Source organism: Streptomyces sp. CB02959, assembly GCF_002803155.1.
GTDB lineage: Bacteria > Actinomycetota > Actinomycetes > Streptomycetales > Streptomycetaceae > Streptomyces.
The window spans coordinates 51,742-67,054 of sequence record NZ_NNBP01000024.1 but is presented as its reverse complement, the minus strand read 5'-3'; the positions used below and the strand labels follow the sequence as shown (position 1 = coordinate 67,054).

At 69.7% G+C, this 15,313-nt stretch carries 19 protein-coding genes; 16 read left to right on the top strand and 3 right to left on the bottom strand.

Annotated elements, in window-relative coordinates; all coding sequences use genetic code 11:
* The first annotated feature begins 281 nt into the window (after positions 1 to 281).
* A complete protein-coding gene (locus CG747_RS32640; RefSeq protein WP_257980911.1) occupies positions 282 to 998 on the top strand; it encodes a hypothetical protein in 717 nt (238 codons plus the stop codon).
* 206 nt (positions 999 to 1,204) lie between these two features.
* On the opposite strand, the gene CG747_RS32635 is transcribed toward CG747_RS32640, so the two are convergent.
* The 3 genes from CG747_RS32635 to CG747_RS32625 form a co-directional block, all read right to left on the bottom strand.
* Positions 1,205 to 2,044, bottom strand: a complete 840-nt coding sequence (locus CG747_RS32635) for an integrase (RefSeq protein WP_146022178.1) — start codon at positions 2,042 to 2,044, stop codon at positions 1,205 to 1,207.
* 177 nt (positions 2,045 to 2,221) lie between these two features.
* The gene (locus tag CG747_RS32630) at positions 2,222 to 2,986 is read right to left on the bottom strand and encodes a GntR family transcriptional regulator (protein WP_100605471.1); all 765 of its coding nucleotides are present in this window, start codon (positions 2,984 to 2,986) and stop codon (positions 2,222 to 2,224) included.
* Between the two features lie 3 nt (positions 2,987 to 2,989).
* Positions 2,990 to 3,535, bottom strand: a complete 546-nt coding sequence (locus CG747_RS32625; RefSeq protein ID WP_100605470.1) for a UTRA domain-containing protein — start codon at positions 3,533 to 3,535, stop codon at positions 2,990 to 2,992.
* Between the two features lie 216 nt (positions 3,536 to 3,751).
* On the opposite strand from CG747_RS32625, the gene CG747_RS32620 reads away from it, so the two are divergent.
* The 15 genes from CG747_RS32620 to CG747_RS32555 all read left to right on the top strand — a co-directional run bounded on the left by CG747_RS32620 (position 3,752) and on the right by CG747_RS32555 (position 15,249).
* Positions 3,752 to 4,129, top strand: coding sequence for a hypothetical protein (locus CG747_RS32620; protein ID WP_100605469.1), 378 nt, complete (start codon positions 3,752 to 3,754; stop codon positions 4,127 to 4,129).
* A 476-nt stretch (positions 4,130 to 4,605) separates the two neighbouring features.
* The gene (locus tag CG747_RS32615) at positions 4,606 to 5,043 is read left to right on the top strand and encodes a hypothetical protein (protein WP_257980899.1); all 438 of its coding nucleotides are present in this window, start codon (positions 4,606 to 4,608) and stop codon (positions 5,041 to 5,043) included.
* A gap of 203 nt (positions 5,044 to 5,246) precedes the next feature.
* On the top strand, positions 5,247 to 5,996 hold the full coding sequence (locus CG747_RS32610) for a hypothetical protein (RefSeq protein ID WP_100605467.1): 750 nt from the start codon (positions 5,247 to 5,249) through the stop codon (positions 5,994 to 5,996).
* A 157-nt stretch (positions 5,997 to 6,153) separates the two neighbouring features.
* On the top strand, positions 6,154 to 6,471 hold the full coding sequence (locus tag CG747_RS32605; RefSeq protein WP_100605466.1) for a hypothetical protein: 318 nt from the start codon (positions 6,154 to 6,156) through the stop codon (positions 6,469 to 6,471).
* 227 nt (positions 6,472 to 6,698) lie between these two features.
* A complete protein-coding gene (locus CG747_RS32600; protein WP_100605465.1) occupies positions 6,699 to 6,926 on the top strand; it encodes a hypothetical protein in 228 nt (75 codons plus the stop codon).
* A 47-nt stretch (positions 6,927 to 6,973) separates the two neighbouring features.
* Positions 6,974 to 7,189, top strand: a complete 216-nt coding sequence (locus tag CG747_RS32595) for a hypothetical protein (RefSeq protein ID WP_100605464.1) — start codon at positions 6,974 to 6,976, stop codon at positions 7,187 to 7,189.
* Between the two features lie 158 nt (positions 7,190 to 7,347).
* Positions 7,348 to 7,650 carry a WhiB family transcriptional regulator gene (locus CG747_RS32590; protein ID WP_100605463.1) on the top strand — a complete coding sequence of 101 codons (303 nt, stop codon included), beginning with the start codon at positions 7,348 to 7,350 and terminating at the stop codon, positions 7,648 to 7,650.
* Positions 7,651 to 7,852: 202 nt separating this feature from the next.
* On the top strand, positions 7,853 to 8,044 hold the full coding sequence (locus tag CG747_RS32585) for a DUF5999 family protein (protein WP_308303822.1): 192 nt from the start codon (positions 7,853 to 7,855) through the stop codon (positions 8,042 to 8,044).
* A 120-nt stretch (positions 8,045 to 8,164) separates the two neighbouring features.
* Complete coding sequence (locus CG747_RS32580; protein ID WP_100605461.1) at positions 8,165 to 8,539, top strand: hypothetical protein; 375 nt, start codon at positions 8,165 to 8,167, stop codon at positions 8,537 to 8,539.
* A 133-nt stretch (positions 8,540 to 8,672) separates the two neighbouring features.
* Positions 8,673 to 8,849, top strand: coding sequence for a hypothetical protein (locus CG747_RS48300; RefSeq protein WP_180985791.1), 177 nt, complete (start codon positions 8,673 to 8,675; stop codon positions 8,847 to 8,849).
* A gap of 203 nt (positions 8,850 to 9,052) precedes the next feature.
* Entirely contained in the window at positions 9,053 to 11,530 is a 2,478-nt protein-coding gene (locus CG747_RS32575; RefSeq protein ID WP_100605460.1) for a hypothetical protein, read from the top strand.
* Positions 11,531 to 11,710: 180 nt separating this feature from the next.
* The gene (locus CG747_RS32570) at positions 11,711 to 12,229 is read left to right on the top strand and encodes a hypothetical protein (RefSeq protein WP_180985790.1); all 519 of its coding nucleotides are present in this window, start codon (positions 11,711 to 11,713) and stop codon (positions 12,227 to 12,229) included.
* Between the two features lie 178 nt (positions 12,230 to 12,407).
* Entirely contained in the window at positions 12,408 to 12,869 is a 462-nt protein-coding gene (locus tag CG747_RS32565) for a hypothetical protein (protein ID WP_257980898.1), read from the top strand.
* Between the two features lie 139 nt (positions 12,870 to 13,008).
* Complete coding sequence (locus CG747_RS32560) at positions 13,009 to 14,847, top strand: hypothetical protein (protein WP_100605458.1); 1,839 nt, start codon at positions 13,009 to 13,011, stop codon at positions 14,845 to 14,847.
* A gap of 21 nt (positions 14,848 to 14,868) precedes the next feature.
* On the top strand, positions 14,869 to 15,249 hold the full coding sequence (locus tag CG747_RS32555) for a hypothetical protein (RefSeq protein ID WP_100605457.1): 381 nt from the start codon (positions 14,869 to 14,871) through the stop codon (positions 15,247 to 15,249).
* Positions 15,250 to 15,313: the final 64 nt, after the last annotated feature.

Below are 15,313 nucleotides of genomic sequence, written 5' to 3'. Positions count from 1 at the left end.
TGCCTACGACCGGACCGACGCGGAAGCATGAAGAAGGCACCCGGCCCCCGGAGCGACGTGCAGGTCATCGCTACTACGGGGGCGGGTGCCTTGTGTGTCTGGCAGAAGGTACGGGTACCCTCATTCATGTCGAGACCATTCCTATGGTGGTCTGCGGCCGTGCCCCGGAGTGCAGCCTCGCGGGGCTTAGCCATGTCTGCATTGATCCTATTCGCAGACACACTACCCCCCACGCGACGCCTAACGACACTCCAGCACATGCCGTGTCGGCCTTGCACAGCATGCTCCTGACGGGTCGTCAACCCGAAAATCCCCTGCCCCTTCGAGGAATCTCGGAGATCCGGACCGGCATGATGAGCAGCATGCACGCAACGCCGACCGACTCCGACTCCCTGGACGTGGAGACCTTCGCCAACCCGGTCCAGCAGCGCCGCTTCGCCACGGCGATGGAGCGGATCGCCTCCGCCCGAGCCCCTGGCAACCCGGTGCGCATTTTCGTCAGCGCCGGCCCCAGGGCGATGAACGGTCCGAAATGGGACAATTGGCTGGCGCTGATCGCGGAATCTCTCCCCGACGGAGTTGAGATCCTCCACTACCGCCAGGTCTTCAACGACGACCGCCCGTACGACTGGGGATCGATCGTCGAAGACCTGGACGGGCTCATCATCGTCGGAAAGCAAAAGCGGCCCGGCAGCCGCGTCTATCTTCTCGGCCCCATCGCCCGCCTTGAACTGCGCTCGCTCGTCGCCCGAAAGCCCGTGCTGCTCTACGGACACAACCTGGGGCTCATCCCGGTCATTGACTGCAAGAGTCAGGTGCTTGCCCCGGAAGACGCCCCGCGACTGAAGCTCATCGCCCCGAAGCGATGGAGGAAGGACAGTGCGACGCTGCAAGCTGCGCTGCACGCGCTCACCCCGGCCAGCGAGGACACGAGCACCGGACAGCACACCAACGTGGTCGACCATCTCGCCCATCCGTTCGCCGCACCTCCCCGGTGAGTTATTCGACTCGATGTTGAGTACAAACGTGCAGGTAGGGCTTGTAGTGCCCATGATCTGAGCAGATCTTTTGAGTGTTGCCAAGCGGACTCGGGCGAGGAACACCCAGGCTTTTCAGAGAAAGAAATTCACCACTCTCGGCTTTCCGCACGGTGGAATGAGGCACCTTCGCGCGCCTCGTTGTTCGTTCACGCGTAGCTGTTGTGTCACATGCCAGGTGGAACGGGCTGTCCGATGCGCACGTACGCGGCAGTCGCGTCGTCCGACTGCTTGAACCGCGGCCACTGCTCGCCGAGCGGGTCGGAGAGCTCGGCTTCGCGGGTACGGGCGATCAGAGCGGCCGGCCCTTCGGTTCGCAGCAAGTCGAGGAGCTGTCCCCACGTCAGGGCACCGAAGCTGTCGACGAGGCGGCTTGCTCCGTCCGTCAGCAGCGCGGCCTGCCGGACCTTGGCGAGCTCTATGGTTCCGGTGATCGCTTCATCGGTGGCGGCGGGGTCGGTTGCTGCAACCCAGTAGCCTCCCGGACGGTTGCGGAGACGACGTTGGGCGGTGACGAGTGCGGAGACCCGCGCTGCGTGCTCGGGAGTACCAGTCGGGCCTTGGAGGGCGGCGCGCATTTCTTCGCCTGCCACGTCTTCCACGCGCTTGTCGGCGACGGTCTGGATGCCCTCGTTTCCGAGGTCGAGCACCAGCACGTTGTCGGAGAGCACCAGGTAGTCGAGGGCGTCGTCCCGCTCACGGATCATCGCGATGGTCGAGGCGGGGACGGCCTCTTGGTCCAACGCGCAGGTGTCACGGTGCAGGTCGTTGACCTCAGCAATGGCGGTTCGCAGCGTCTCGCGCAGCGCCATCGTGTTGTCGCCGATCAGGTTGATCAGGCGTGTGCCGAGCTGGTGAACGAACCATGGGGTGCCATGGACGCACCCCATGGGGAGGTCCGAGGGTGCGGACAAGCCGTCCAGAACCACGACTCCGGTGGGGCTGACGAAGACGCTGTCCTCGTTCGCGTTCCCCACGCCCTGAGCCGATGCGATGGATACCTGCACGTCATGCCCCTTCCGGGCGGTAGAACGGCGTGATTGCCCCAACAACGACACGGTTGGCAGGGGGCGAGGAATGAACTCCGCGGTGACCCAACGTACCACCTTAAGGCGGAATGACTTAAGGATGGGGCTATGGGAAGGTGCCCCCGGCCTATGGCCAGGGGCACCTGGAAGGAGCGATCAGGTGATGGAAAGCCGGTATCGCATGCGGTAACGATGCGCTGCCTTCGTAAGGAGGGACACCTCGATGGGGCGCTCATTGTCCGAGTAGATGACGCGGAAGGTCAGCATCACCGGCATGTCCTTGGGGAGTTCAAGGGCTACCGCCTCGTCCTCGGTGGGGATCTCGGAGGAGACCTCGTCCACGAACTCCCGCGGCGGGTAGCCCAGTTCACTGAGGAGCGTGGGAGTGCCTCCGCGAATCTTCCGCCGCTCCATCATTGCCGTACCTTCCGCCAGCTCGAGCGGGTAGTACGAGCGAGCGAGTTCGGTGGGCTCATCATCAAGGAGCAGCACCTGTTTGCGCAGGAGGGCGCGTCCGCCTTCCTCCAGGCCAAGAGCCTTGGCCACCTCGTGTGGTGGCACGACGGCTGCGACCTCCAGCAGCTTGGCCGAGCCTCGCTGCGACCGCTTCTCGGCCTCGCTGATCCAACGGTACGGCTCCCTGGGAGCGGCGGGTGGCACGTAGACCGCCGGCGAAATGGCCTGCTGAGTGCTGCCCTTGACGAATACGCCCTTGCCCGGCTGTCCGACCAGGAGTTCTTCCTCCTTCAACGTGAGGAGAGCCTTCTGGATGGTGGTCCCAGCCACCCCGTACTGCTCCATCAGGGCCGGAGTCGATGGCAGCTGCGACCCGGGTGCCAGGTCTCCTCTGGTGATCTGTCGCCGCAGTCCAGCCGCGATTTTCTGGTGAGCCGACCGCTTGTCCTCGAATGTTCTCGCCATGGATCAGCTGGCCTGCTTCCTCTGTCGGTACTGGAGGTGCCGAGTCATGGTCATGATGCTGACCTCCATCGGCGTTCCGAGGGTGGACGTAGTGAATCGCGTCAGGACTAGCACGGGTGTGCGTGCTGGCAAGCCCAAGGCCTCGCATTCGCTGGTGGTGGCAGCAGCGGCTGCGACGTCCTCCAGGGGATCGCTCTCGGCGGTGAAGCCGAGTTTGGCAAGCAGTGTCACTGCGCCTCCGGGGATCTTTCCCGTTTCGGCGAGTCCGGTACCTCGAGCGATGTGCGCCGGGTAGTACGAGTCGGCCAGCTCGACCGGCTGGCCGTCCAGCAAGATCAGGCGACGCCGGACCACGACCTTTTCAGTAGTGGCTACGCCGAGGAAGGCGCGCACGGACTCCGGTGGGTCTACTTCCTCTACGGCAAGCAGGCGCTGCCTGCCCCGCCGCCCCCGTGCTGCGGCCTCTGTGCTCCAGGCGTCGCGCTCTCCTGGCTGACGTGGCGCGAGATACGGCTGCGCTTCGCCTATCCATGCATCGTCGCTGCTCACGGCTCATCCTCTCCGGTCGTCCAGACCTGCTTCAAACCTTAGTGCCCTGTTGCTTCAGCCAGCTTGGTGCACCATAGGGCTTGTGGCCTTAAGGCTAATGGCCTTATGGTCGCATAGTCCCCGCAAGGGATGGGTCGCCAGACGGCGCTTATTCGGCCTGCCCAGATGCACATGACCCGCCTTTGCGCGGACGCCTACCGAAGGGAGCTCCACCCCATGAACGTCACCCGCCGCCCCGTCGCCAGCCTCGCCACCGAGCACTTCGACACCGAGACGCTCGAACTCCTGAAGGCGATCGAGGTGCCGCTCCCCGAGTTCACCGGCCTGGACCTCGACGTCGCCTTCGGGACCCCGCTGGAGATGTACGCCGCCGGCTCCCTCCCCCACGAGCAGCTCGACGGCCTGGGCATCGACGCCGCCATCGAGGCGATCGAGGCCCGCGAGAACCGCATGCTCGCCGCCCGGGACATCACCGCCACCGACCCGACCGCCACCGACCTGGTGCGCGAGCGCCTGGTCGACGTGCTCCTCCCCTACGCCGCGCAGCTGCGCATCACGCCGCCGGCCGCCGAGCCCCTCCCGATCGCGGCCTGACCTCCCCGCACCACCCGCCGGGTCTTCGGACCCGGCTCCCCCACCCGGATCCGCCCCCGCGGGCGGCGCCGGATGAGGGAGCCGGACCACCGCCTCCTCAGCACAACCGCACCACCGCAGTAAGTCGTCCGCCCCACCGGGGTGGCCGGGGTCGAGAGCACCATCAAACTCCCCCGGGGTCTTCTCGACCGATCTGCGTGTACATCGCAGCGCAATGCGCTGTCCGTCCGTCAGGACGCCCGCATTCCGAGCGGCCTGACGGACGGACAGCACACCGCGCACATCCCTACAACTCCCCATGAGGAGTCCGCATGCCTGGCCCCACCGTTGGAACCACCGCCCGATACCGCAGGAGCCGGGCCCGATCCCGGAACGTCAGCCCCCGCCCGGCGCTCGTCATCTCGAACCTCAGGCCCCACCAGTACGACCTTCGCCCGGCCTGCGCGTCATTGATCTGCCCCGACTGCAGGACGTGGGTGCCGATCACCGGCATCAACGCCAACAAGCCGAAGCTCGTCCCGCACGACACCGGTCTCGCGCAGAAGGCCACTGCCGTCCGCTGCCAGGGCAGCAACCGCCTGGTCAGCATCGACGTCAAGGTCGCCGAGTGGCAGAGGCGCTTGGAGGACGGGGGCGCCGAGACGGCCAGCCGCCGTCTGACCACCGTGCTGCGCAAGCCGCGGGTCGCGCCGGCGCCGGCCGTCAGCCAGATCGCCGCCCAGCAGCGGCCGTCGGTGGACGACGACGGCGACGGGCGCACCCTGTGGCTGGTGCGGGAGATGGGGTGGGCGTCGACGGAGCGGGCGGTCCGCGACACCGATATGCGGCGCGCGCAGTGGCCCGCCGGTGACGCCCCGTTGGACAGTCCCCCGGTTCCGCTCGACACGCTCCACCCCACGCTCCCCCGGCGCTGAGCCACGTTGTACGACCGACGGCGCCCCGGCTACCTGCTGCACGCGGGTAGCCGGGCTGTTTCTCTGCAGTCCGCGCCGATGAGCGCATTCGGCTCCGGCTGACCAGCCCGCACTGACCCCACCAGGCGCCGTCCGGCGCCGACTTCGCCATGCCCTCATCCACCCCCGTCGTGCCGCCAGCCGGTACCGAGAGGAGCACCACCATGACGAGCACCGAGGTCGCCGACCTTCACGCCCGCTACTCCGCGGCTGTGGCCGCGCACGTCGCTGACCGCCTCGCCGAGGCCGGCGTCGACTCGACCGACGCATCCGATGACGTGACCCAGGAGGTCTGGCTGCAGGTCTGCCGCCAGCTCCACGTCCCCGACGGCCGGGACCTGATCCGCATTGCCGACCGGGCGGTCGACGAATTCCTCAGCGAGCAGCGTGCCATCCGGGAGGAGCCGGCTGGTCTGCGGCCGCAGGGCATGCCGGTTAAGCCGCACCCTGAGTACGTCATCGCGGTCAGCGAGCCGACCAGCGCCGCCACCGCGGCCACCGCGCCGGGCCATTCCCGGCAGACCCGGCACGCGCTCACTGCGCTCGCCCGCACCACCCCTGCGCGGCGCCGCCTGATCCGCACGTGCGCGGAGGAGTACCTGTCCCAGATCGACCGCCACCGCCTGCCGATGGGGTACGGCCAGCCGATGCTGTACGACCCGGCTAACCGCGCTGACGCCTACCGCATGCGCCGCGGAGCCCAGCTCGCCGGCATGCTCGGGATCTCCTGCCGACCCGACGACAAGGACCTGCCGGAGACCGCCCGCGCGGTGGTCGCCGCGGTCGACGCCACCGTCCACGAGCTGACCGCCGTCGCGCACTGCGTCGGTGACCCCGTCGGCATCGCGGTCGCCTACGTCGTCGCCGCCGTCCGACAGCCCCGCACCACGGAGCCCACCCCGCTCGCGGCCTGACCAACCTGCGCCCGCCCACGAACGACCACGGTCCCGGTCATCCGCACTCACCGCGGATTACCGGGACCGTGGCTGCTCGACCGGGCAGTCAACGGCGACAGCCCCGGAAGGTCAGAGCTCCGGGGCTGTCAGTACCAGGGCCTTATGGGAGGACCTGATGAGCAACATCATGACACTCGCGCCGTCGCCGACGACACGCGGTTACGACCGCAGCTGCGGGACCAAGGACGCGAACCACCGCCTCGGCGCTCATCTGCTGCACGCCGTGCGCCAAGCCGATTCCCACATCCCCGCAGGCCACCGGGCGCCGCGCACGGTCGCAGAGATGCGCGCCCGCATCAACATCGCGATGAACCAGGCATGCTCCCGCTGCAGCGGCGCGGGCGGAACGGTGATCGACAGCAGCGGCGGAGGTGTAACCCGCCAGTCCTGGCAGACCTGCACCGCCTGCAACGGATCGGGGGTGGCCCAGTGAGTACGCCGGCTCCCGCCCGCTGCAGCAGCTGCCAGGGGTCCGGCCAGGGCCAGACCGTCTACACCGGCACTGGCAGCCACCGGGAAGCCTGCGGTGCCTGCAACGGAACCGGCCGCCAGTAACCACCGCCACTGACCGGGCCTGGCGGGCCAGAAGGCCAGCCGCACGCCATTCGCGGCCGAGGCCACTGCGCCCGCCCGGTCGAACTCACCGTCCGGCAGGAGCCCGTGAGCAACAGCCCCTCCGGCATACGCCGGGCCCGTGCCGCCGCCGCTCAGCAGCGCGCAGCACGGGCCATCACCCACTACGGACTCGCGCACCCGCAGGCCCTCGCGTCGCTCGCCGCCGCCGCTCGCGCGGCCAGAGCTGTGTGGGAGGCCGGCGGGGCCGTCCCCGACATCCACCCACCAGCAGCATCTCGAAGAGCAGCGAAGCCTCAACTCCACCCGCAATAAGAACCGCCGGCCTCCCCAACCCGCACCACCCAATCAAGGAGAGAGCAATGCAGCAGGGCACCCACCACTTCGTTCTCACCCTCCAGCAGCAGACCCCCGGCGGAGCCATCGCGTTGGCGACCTTCGCCAACGGCTGCACCCCGCAGCCGGGCCAGACTCGCGCCGATGTCTACGCCGACCTTCTCGAAGCGGTCACCTACCAGGACCCCGCGCTGAAGGGCGCCAACGTCATCTTCTTCGCCCTCGAGCGCAACGAGCTCTGATCGGCCCGGCATTGCCCGTCGGTCCCGACCCTCACCGGGCGGGGCCGGCGGAGAGCGCCGGGAGATCACCCCCGCTCCGGCCATCCGGCCGCCACCACGCGCACAGCCCCGGGGATTGCGCCCCCGGGGCTGCCGAACGGACCTTCTGGGAGGCCCTGATGAACCGCTCCATCGTACGCACGCCCTACACATCCTCCGCCGACCTGCCGGTCAACACCGACTGGCGGGCCCGCTCGGCGTGCAAGGACGAAGACCCCGAGTTGTTCTTCCCGATCGGCAACACCGGTCCGGCGCTGCTCCAGATCAAGGAGGCGAAGGCCGTGTGCCGTCGCTGCCCGGTCATGGAGCGCTGCCGGCAGTGGGCGCTGGAGAGCGGCCAGGAGCACGGCGTGTGGGGCGGCACCGACGAGGACGACCGGCGCCGGATGAAGCGCCGCGCCGCCCGCAAGCGCTCCGCCTGACTCCCGCCCCGCGGGAGCGGCGCGCGACTTCCGGCCCGCCCCGCAACACCCCCAGGACCGGCTGTCCGCACGACGGGCAGCCGGCCCACTCGCGCTCCCAGCCCCGGGAAATCCCGGGATCGCTTCCTCACCTGCAGGAGAGCCCATGCGTAGCAGGACCCAGCTCAACACCGCGACGACCACCGGCAGGCTGCCGGACTCGCTGTGCACGCACACCCCGAAGTGCCCGACGGCCGACAGCCCCGACCGGGAGGCCGCACATGTCGTGGCCGCCCATCCGGAGCAGGGCTGGAGCCTGTTGTGCAACTCCGTACTGCTGTTTGAGGACACCGGGGGGCTGCTCCCCGACGGCCGGGTCATCGACCCGCACCGTCCCGTCGCCGCTCTGGCCTGACGGCTGCCTGATCCGCCCGCATCGATCGCCGAACCCAGGCGGTCGGGACGGGCGGTGACTGGGAGCCGGGCAGTCCGGACCCGCCGGCCCCGGCCGGTGCACGCGATGTGAGGAGAGCACATGACCCAGCCCCAGACGCAGGCCACCACCCGCCCGCAGGTCACCTACACCCAGGGCGACATCGTCCTGTTCCGCGACGCCGAGAAGTTCTGGCTCGGGCAGCCCGGCAACACCTTCGTCGGCCGGGTGGAGCGGTCCTGGCGGCACGCCGACACCCGCAAGGTCTTCTACGACCTGACCGAGCTGAGCAGCAACCGGGCCCGCGCCGGGATCGACCCCGCCTACATGCGGCTGCTCCCGGCCACCGAAGCGATGCACGACATCGACACCGCGCCGCTCAGCGAGCCGGACACCGGCGCGATGACCCCGGCCGCCGTCGCCTGGCTGCGCCAGCAACTCGGGCAGGACAGCAGCGCGCTGCCCGCCCGCCCCTGACCAGCGGTGATCCGGATACGCAACCGGCGCCGCGACTGACCACCCTCCGGCGGGGCCCGCGCTGACGCCGACAACAGCCGGGCCCCACCACCCCAACTGACCAGCCCAACCCCACAAAGAAAGTCGAAACACCATGGCGAAGTGGAACTGGAACGCAACCGTCGTCGAAGAGAAGAGCGGCACGCGCCGCGTCGGAACGGCGTCTGGAGAGGTCGAGGCCCCCACACGAGAAGCGGCACGTGACGAGGTGCGCCGCGAGATCGAGCGCGAGGGCAGCGGCCGCACCGCCTACGAACCGCGCGTTTTCTGACCGCACCCCCTCCCACGGGCCCGGCCGAGCCGACAGGCCGGTCCCCACCACCCACACCACCTACGGCCTGTCACGCAGGCGGCCCTCCGAGACCTCGGCATTAGAGCTGCCGGGGTTTCGGAGGGCCTGGTTACCACCCTACCGACCGACGCCGACCTGCGGTGGCCTCTTGCACGAGGCGCCGGAGTAAGAGAGGACACCCCGTGGCCAACACCACCACCCGGCGCAGGCGGAAGCCCGCCCCGGCTCCGAAGCCCCGAGGCGCGGGGCGCACCAAGACGACCACCCCCCCGGCCGCCGTCCCCGAGGGCAGCGTGCCCCGGCTGTTCGAGGAGGCCGCCCCGGTCCTGGCCGACGCCGCCGACCGCGCGGCCGACCTCCGGGACCTGGCCGCCGACGACGCCGCGCGCATCCTCGCCGACAGCGAGGCCAGAGCCGCCGAACTTCTGGAGGGCGCCCGCTCGGTGGCCGCCACGATCACCAAGGCGGCCACCACCGAGCAGGCCCGCGTCCTGGCCGACGCGCAGGCCGACGCCGACCGGGTCCGCACGGACGCCGCGACCACCGCGGCCGTCGGCGCCGACCAGGTCCTGGCCGACGCCGACGCGAAGGCCAAGCAGCTGCTCGCCGACGCCCGCACGGCGGCCGACACCGTCACGGCGACAGCGTCCGGCGAGGCCGACCAGGTCCTCGCCGCCGCCGAGGAGGATGCCGAGCAACTGCTCGCCGCCGCACGCCACCAGGCGCAGGACGTCACCACCACAGCGGCCGCGCAGGCCGACACGGTGCAGGCGCAGGCCGACCAGGTCCTCGCCGACGCGGAGGGCCAGCGCACGGAACTGCTGGCCGCGGCGGAGCGCACCGCAGCCGAGACCCGGATCCGCGCGGCCGAGGAGGCGGAGAAGGTGCGCGCTGAGGCGGTGGCCGGGGCCGAGCAGCAACTGCGTGCGGCACGGTCGGAGGCCGCCCAGCTGCGCGAGGACGCCAGCCGGGAGCGGGAGACCGCAACCGCAGACGCAGCGCGGGCGCGCAAGCTCGCCGAGGAGGACGTGGCGCGGCTGCGGGCGACGTCGGCCGAGGACGCGGAACGGACCGCCCGTACCGCGCGCGCAGAGGCCGCCCGGCTCCTGGCGGAGGCGAAGGAGAAGAACGAGACGGACCTCAAGGAGGCCGAGGCGGTACTGGCCCGGGCCCGGACTCGGGAAGGGGAGGCGGACGAAGCCCTCGCGGAAGCCAACGCCCGGATGCAGAGCGCGACTTCACGCACCGAGAAGGCGCTGGCACGCAAGCGACTCAAGCACCAGGCCCGCCAGGAGCGGCGGGACGAGAACACGGCCCGGAAAGCGAAAGCCCGCGAAGCACGGGATGCGCGCCGGGCCGGGCAGCCGACCCAGGCAGACCGGATCAAGAAGTTCGTCAAGGTCAACGCCGAGCGGTTGATGGTAGTCGGCCCGATCACCGCACCGATGGCCGTCGCCTGGACCGGCCAGGCCGGGTTCGCCAAGGACATCCTCGGCTGGGTCGTCCCATTCACGATCCTGTTCGCCGCGGCGTGGGAGCTGTCGACGGCCTTCGTCGGGTGGATGTACCACCAGGCCCGCCGCGGCGGCGACGCCGGAACCCTCTACCGAGCTTCCACCTGGGTTTTCGCTATCGGGGCCGCGGTCATGAACTTCTGGCACGCCTCCGGCGAGAGGGTACCCGGCAGCCGGGCATGGGACGCGACCGCTCAGAAGTGGACGGAACAGATCACCTACTGGCACTTCACGCCGAAGGCTGTCGCGTTCGCCGCGATGAGCATTGTCGGGATGGTGCTGTGGGAGCTGTACGCGTCGCTGATCCACCGCCGCAAGCTCCGTGAGGACGGCAAGGTCGCCAAGGCTCGTCCCACGATCGGAGCGGTCCGTTGGGTCCGCTACCCGGTCCACAGCTTCACCGCCTGGTCCCTCGCGATCACCGACGCGAGCCTGACCACTTTGGACCGGGTGTGGACCGCGGCCGGTGCGCAGCTCGCGGACCGCAAGGCGGTCCGGACCGGACGTGCCCTGCACCGTGTCGTCGTCCCGCGAGTCAGGACCGACGACCACGGTCCGGCCGCCATTCCCACGGTCCTCACCATCACCCGCATGGACCGGCCCGGACCGGCCGGCAACCACAGTCTGGTCCGCCCGGTCCAGCATGACCGGTCCACGGTCCGGTCCGGTCCGAACGCCGGATTCGCGGTCCACGGTCCGGTCCACGGACCGGACCGGGCGGACCGGACCGCCGCAGGGGCCCTCGCGCTGGAATCCGGTCCGACGGACCGCATCGCCTCTGACCTGCACGGTCGATCCGGTCCGGACCGGTCGGACCGGAAGACGAGGGCTGTCTCCGCCGCGCACGGCTCCCCTGCCGCCCGCAGCGTGACGGTCCGTACCGAAGCCCCGGGCCGGACCGGACCGCTCGACGGACCGGAAGACCACTCCGGCCCCGCGTCGAACCGGGAGACGAACAGCGGTCCGGACCGGACCGTCATCACGCTCACGGACCTGGAGCGGACCGCCCTGGACCGGCTCCGGTCCGAAGACCGGCCCCTGAACCGGACCAACATCGCTGCTGCGGTCCGGTCCGAGGGCGGGTCCATCGCCACGGACCGCGCCGGACAAATCGCCGTCGCGCTCAAGCAGCACACGGTCCACTGACCAGACCGCGCGGTCCGGCACCGTCCTGGCCCCGCCGTAACCGAAGCGCTCGAGCGACATCGTCCCCGGCTCCCCTCCGGGAACGGTGTCGCCTGAACGATTCAGGCGACAGAAGGCCCCCGCTGATCACGCTTCAGCGGGGGCCTTCGCTTCCCTACTCACGCAAGGAAAGAGCACAGCATGGCACCCACGACGACCGGGCCAGCCCCGAAGCCTGGGAGCTGCCGCACCCGTACGACGACCCCGCCGGCGCCCGCGCTGGCACCCCCCGCGGTGATCCCGCCGGCCCTGGAGATCTGGGCGCCCGACCCCCCGACCTGGGGCCAGCGCATGATCCCCAAGGGGATCCGGTCCGCGATGGCTGACCTGGGGCTTTGGCAGGAGCCGCGCCCCTTGAAGCCCTCGTACCACCTGGTCCAGGTGATCGAAGTCCTGACCCGCTACGGCTGGTGCCAGTCCTTCGATTTCTCCCCCACCGGACGCATGTGCATTAGGGGTGCCCAGACCTTTCTGGAATCCACCGGGCACGTGACCGCGATCGACCGGGGAAAGGCCGTGAATTACCTCCAGACCCAGCTGGCCCGCCAAGGCGTGAACATGCGGTTCTGGGCGTGGAACGACCTTTCTCACAACACTTTCCGGAGTGTGGAGGCCACGATCTCTGCGGCCTCTGACATGGCGCGTAAGAACGGAGAATGAAATGACGCCCGAAGAAGAGAGGGCATTCGAAGGAATTCAGGCCGGAATGGCGGCAGGAATGACCTTCGGAAATAGCACTCCGGATGCATCCCCGTACGCCGACGAAGGCCCATACGGAACCCCGGTATCAAATCACAAGAAGGCCGGTCTGACTCGCCGCGGAAAGGTCGCCATCGCAGTGGCCGGAGTGGTGATCGTCGGCGGCGGAACCATCTGGTTCCAGATCCATTCGGCGGCCGTCGCAAAGGACGAAAAGGAGGCCGCTGCCCTCCAGATCCAGATGAAGAAGCTGGAACTGGAGGAAATGAAGATCCGGAACGAGAAGTCGGCCGCCGACAAGAAGGCCGCGACCGCCTCCGCCGACAAGATCCAGGCGGCCGTCGACAAGTGCGTGAAGGACTCCTCCGACCTGCTCAGCAAGGAGTACGGAGCGCCCTCGCAGGGCGACGTCGTGGCGGGCTGCAAGCAGCAGTACGAGGCCGCCGCGGGGCCCGGCATGGAGGCCGCCGGCAGCGCCCAGGATGCCGGCAACGCAGGGGGTGGCGGCGGGATCAACTCCTCCGCCCTGCTGGGTCTCGTCGCCGGTGGCGGCCTGGCCGTCGCGGCGTTCGCACGCAAGGGCAAGAAGGCCGACGCGTAGTCACGCACGGTGATTAATTACTCCTCCCTCCTGGCGGAGAGTGCCGCAATCGGATCCCGATGGTCCGGCTGATCGGCCGCTCTCCGCCTGGGAGGTGAGGAGTGAGGAATCATCGGCGACCACGGAGAGTGAGGAAGTGATGGCGACCGATACGGCGCCCCCGGTCCCCGAGGGACCACCCGATCCGCCCGCTTCGCCGGCCGCCAGCACCGCTCCGGCGGCGACCGGAGACACCGGCATCATGGCCGCCCTGATGGCCGCGGTGGAGCCGGCCCGACCGGTCGCCGCGACCGGTGACAGTGCCAGGCCGGCCGACGACGATCCGGCCGCGAAGGTGGAACCCGACGGAGTGGTGGACCGCTCCTCCCCGGGCGTCACCAGCGCGACGATCAAGGCCCCGGAGGACCTGACCGGACCCGGCTCCGACGCGGCCGGCACCCGGTACAAGGAAGGCGTGATCAAAACGCTGATCCGAGCCGGCGCGACCCGCTGGGCGAAGGGCGGCGGGACAGCGAACAAACGGCTGGATCTGGAGAAGACCAGGGCCAGCGCGCACCAGGTAAAAGAGGCCCGGACCACCACGGTCATGAATTCGCCCGGACTTCCCACCAGAAACGGCTCCGGAGGGGCCAGCGGAGGGGGACGCAATTCCGGCGGAAATGGCGGCGGGAATTCGGGCCGGAATTCCACCGGGAACGGCTCCACGGGTGCCGGACGCGGTGGAAGCGGCGGTGCCAACGGAGGCGGCGGGCGCGGCTCGTCCGGCTCGAAGGGGAGCGACGGATCCGGCGGCGGGCGCGGCGCCAGCAGAAATGATGGCGGAGGCTCGTCGAAGGACACCAGCTCCAAGGGGGCCAAGGACACCTCTAAGGGGTCGAAGGACTCCGGGAGCAAGGGGAAGGACGGCTCCTCCGGGAACGCGGGAGTCGGCGGAAAGGCCGGTAGGGACGGAAAGGCCGGCGCTTCCGGAAGCGCCGGTGGATCGGCGTCGGGCGGCCCGTCCGGCGGTAACTCCGGCGACTCGAAGGGCAAGGCCGGCAAGGAAAACGGCGCGAAGGTCGACCTGAAGAAGGGCGGCGGTGGCCAGGGTTCGGGCGGCTCCTCCGGGAGCGGCGGCGGATCCGGGGCGAGCGGCGGTGCCGGCAAGAACGGAAAGAACGGCAAGGGCGGCGCCGCTGGCTACGGCTCGAACGGGACCGACAACCGGACCCCGCTCCAGCGCACGCGCGAGACGGGTCACGGCGACGGCTCCGCGGTCCGAAACGCGGTCGACCACGTCAAGGCGTACGCGAAGGGCGCGAGGGACGGATACCAGGACAAGAAGGCGGCGAACGGCAAGGAACACGCGCGGCTGGACAAGGCGCACGCCGACCACAAGGCGAAGCAGCAGGAGCCGAAGAAGGACGAGGCGAAGAAGCAGGGGGTGACGGTCACCGGCCCCTCCGGCCAGACGCTCGTCATCGCCCCGCCGGACGAAGGAGACGACGGAGTGAGCACCGACGTAAAGCCCCTCCTGGTCAAGAAGATCGACCCCAACACCCTGACCCTGGGTACCGCTGGCGCGGCCGGCTCGATCAGCCGGAAGGAACTCCGCAACTTCAAGCAGTACGAACGCAAGCTGGAGGCCAAGGAGAACCACCTGATCAAGGTGGCCGACGCGTGCAAGTCGCTCAAGGCCACCGCGGAGGACGAGGCGACGGACTGCCAGGGGCTGGCCGACCAGGCGAAGGCCGTCGAAGGCGGAGAGAAGCTGGCCGCGAAGCTGACGAGGCTGGCCGACCAGGCGAAGGCCCAGGCGACGGAGGCCGCCGAACTCCACAAGCGCGCGAAGCGGGCGGCGGAGATGTGCAGGGTCGTACTGACCAACATCGGCACCCGCTACGCGCCGCTGTACAAGGCCGTCGTGGACAGCGACGAGACGAAGCCAGCCGAACTCCGCTTCTACAACGACAAGAGCTCCTACGCGCCCGCCGCGTAGGACCAGACGGGAGACCCGATCATGGCGGAGCTGACGTACAAGGCCCTCGTACGCAAGACGGAGGCCAAGGAGAAGGCCCTGGCCCGCAACGCGGAGGGCGTCAAGACGGCCGCGGACAACATCAAAGCCCTGGCCGACGACACCGCCTCCGACGCGGACGCGCTGGGCGCGAAGTCCGTCGACCGCGACTCCCTGGCCGAATGCCAGGAGCTGGCGAAGGCCATCCGCGGGGTGTCGGAGGGCGCGATCACCTACGCGGCGAAGACGGCCGACACCGCGAAGGCCGCGAAGGCGGCCGGCGACCAGGCCCGCACCACCCACGCCGGCTTCCAGGAAGCCTTCGACCGCTCCGACGTCGACGGCCTGGAGAAGGTCTCGCGCGACTGGTTCGAGCAGGAATAGCACCACCCACCACCAGCGCGGCCGGCCCCGGGACGCACCCTACGGGCCGGCCGCGCCCTTGCAA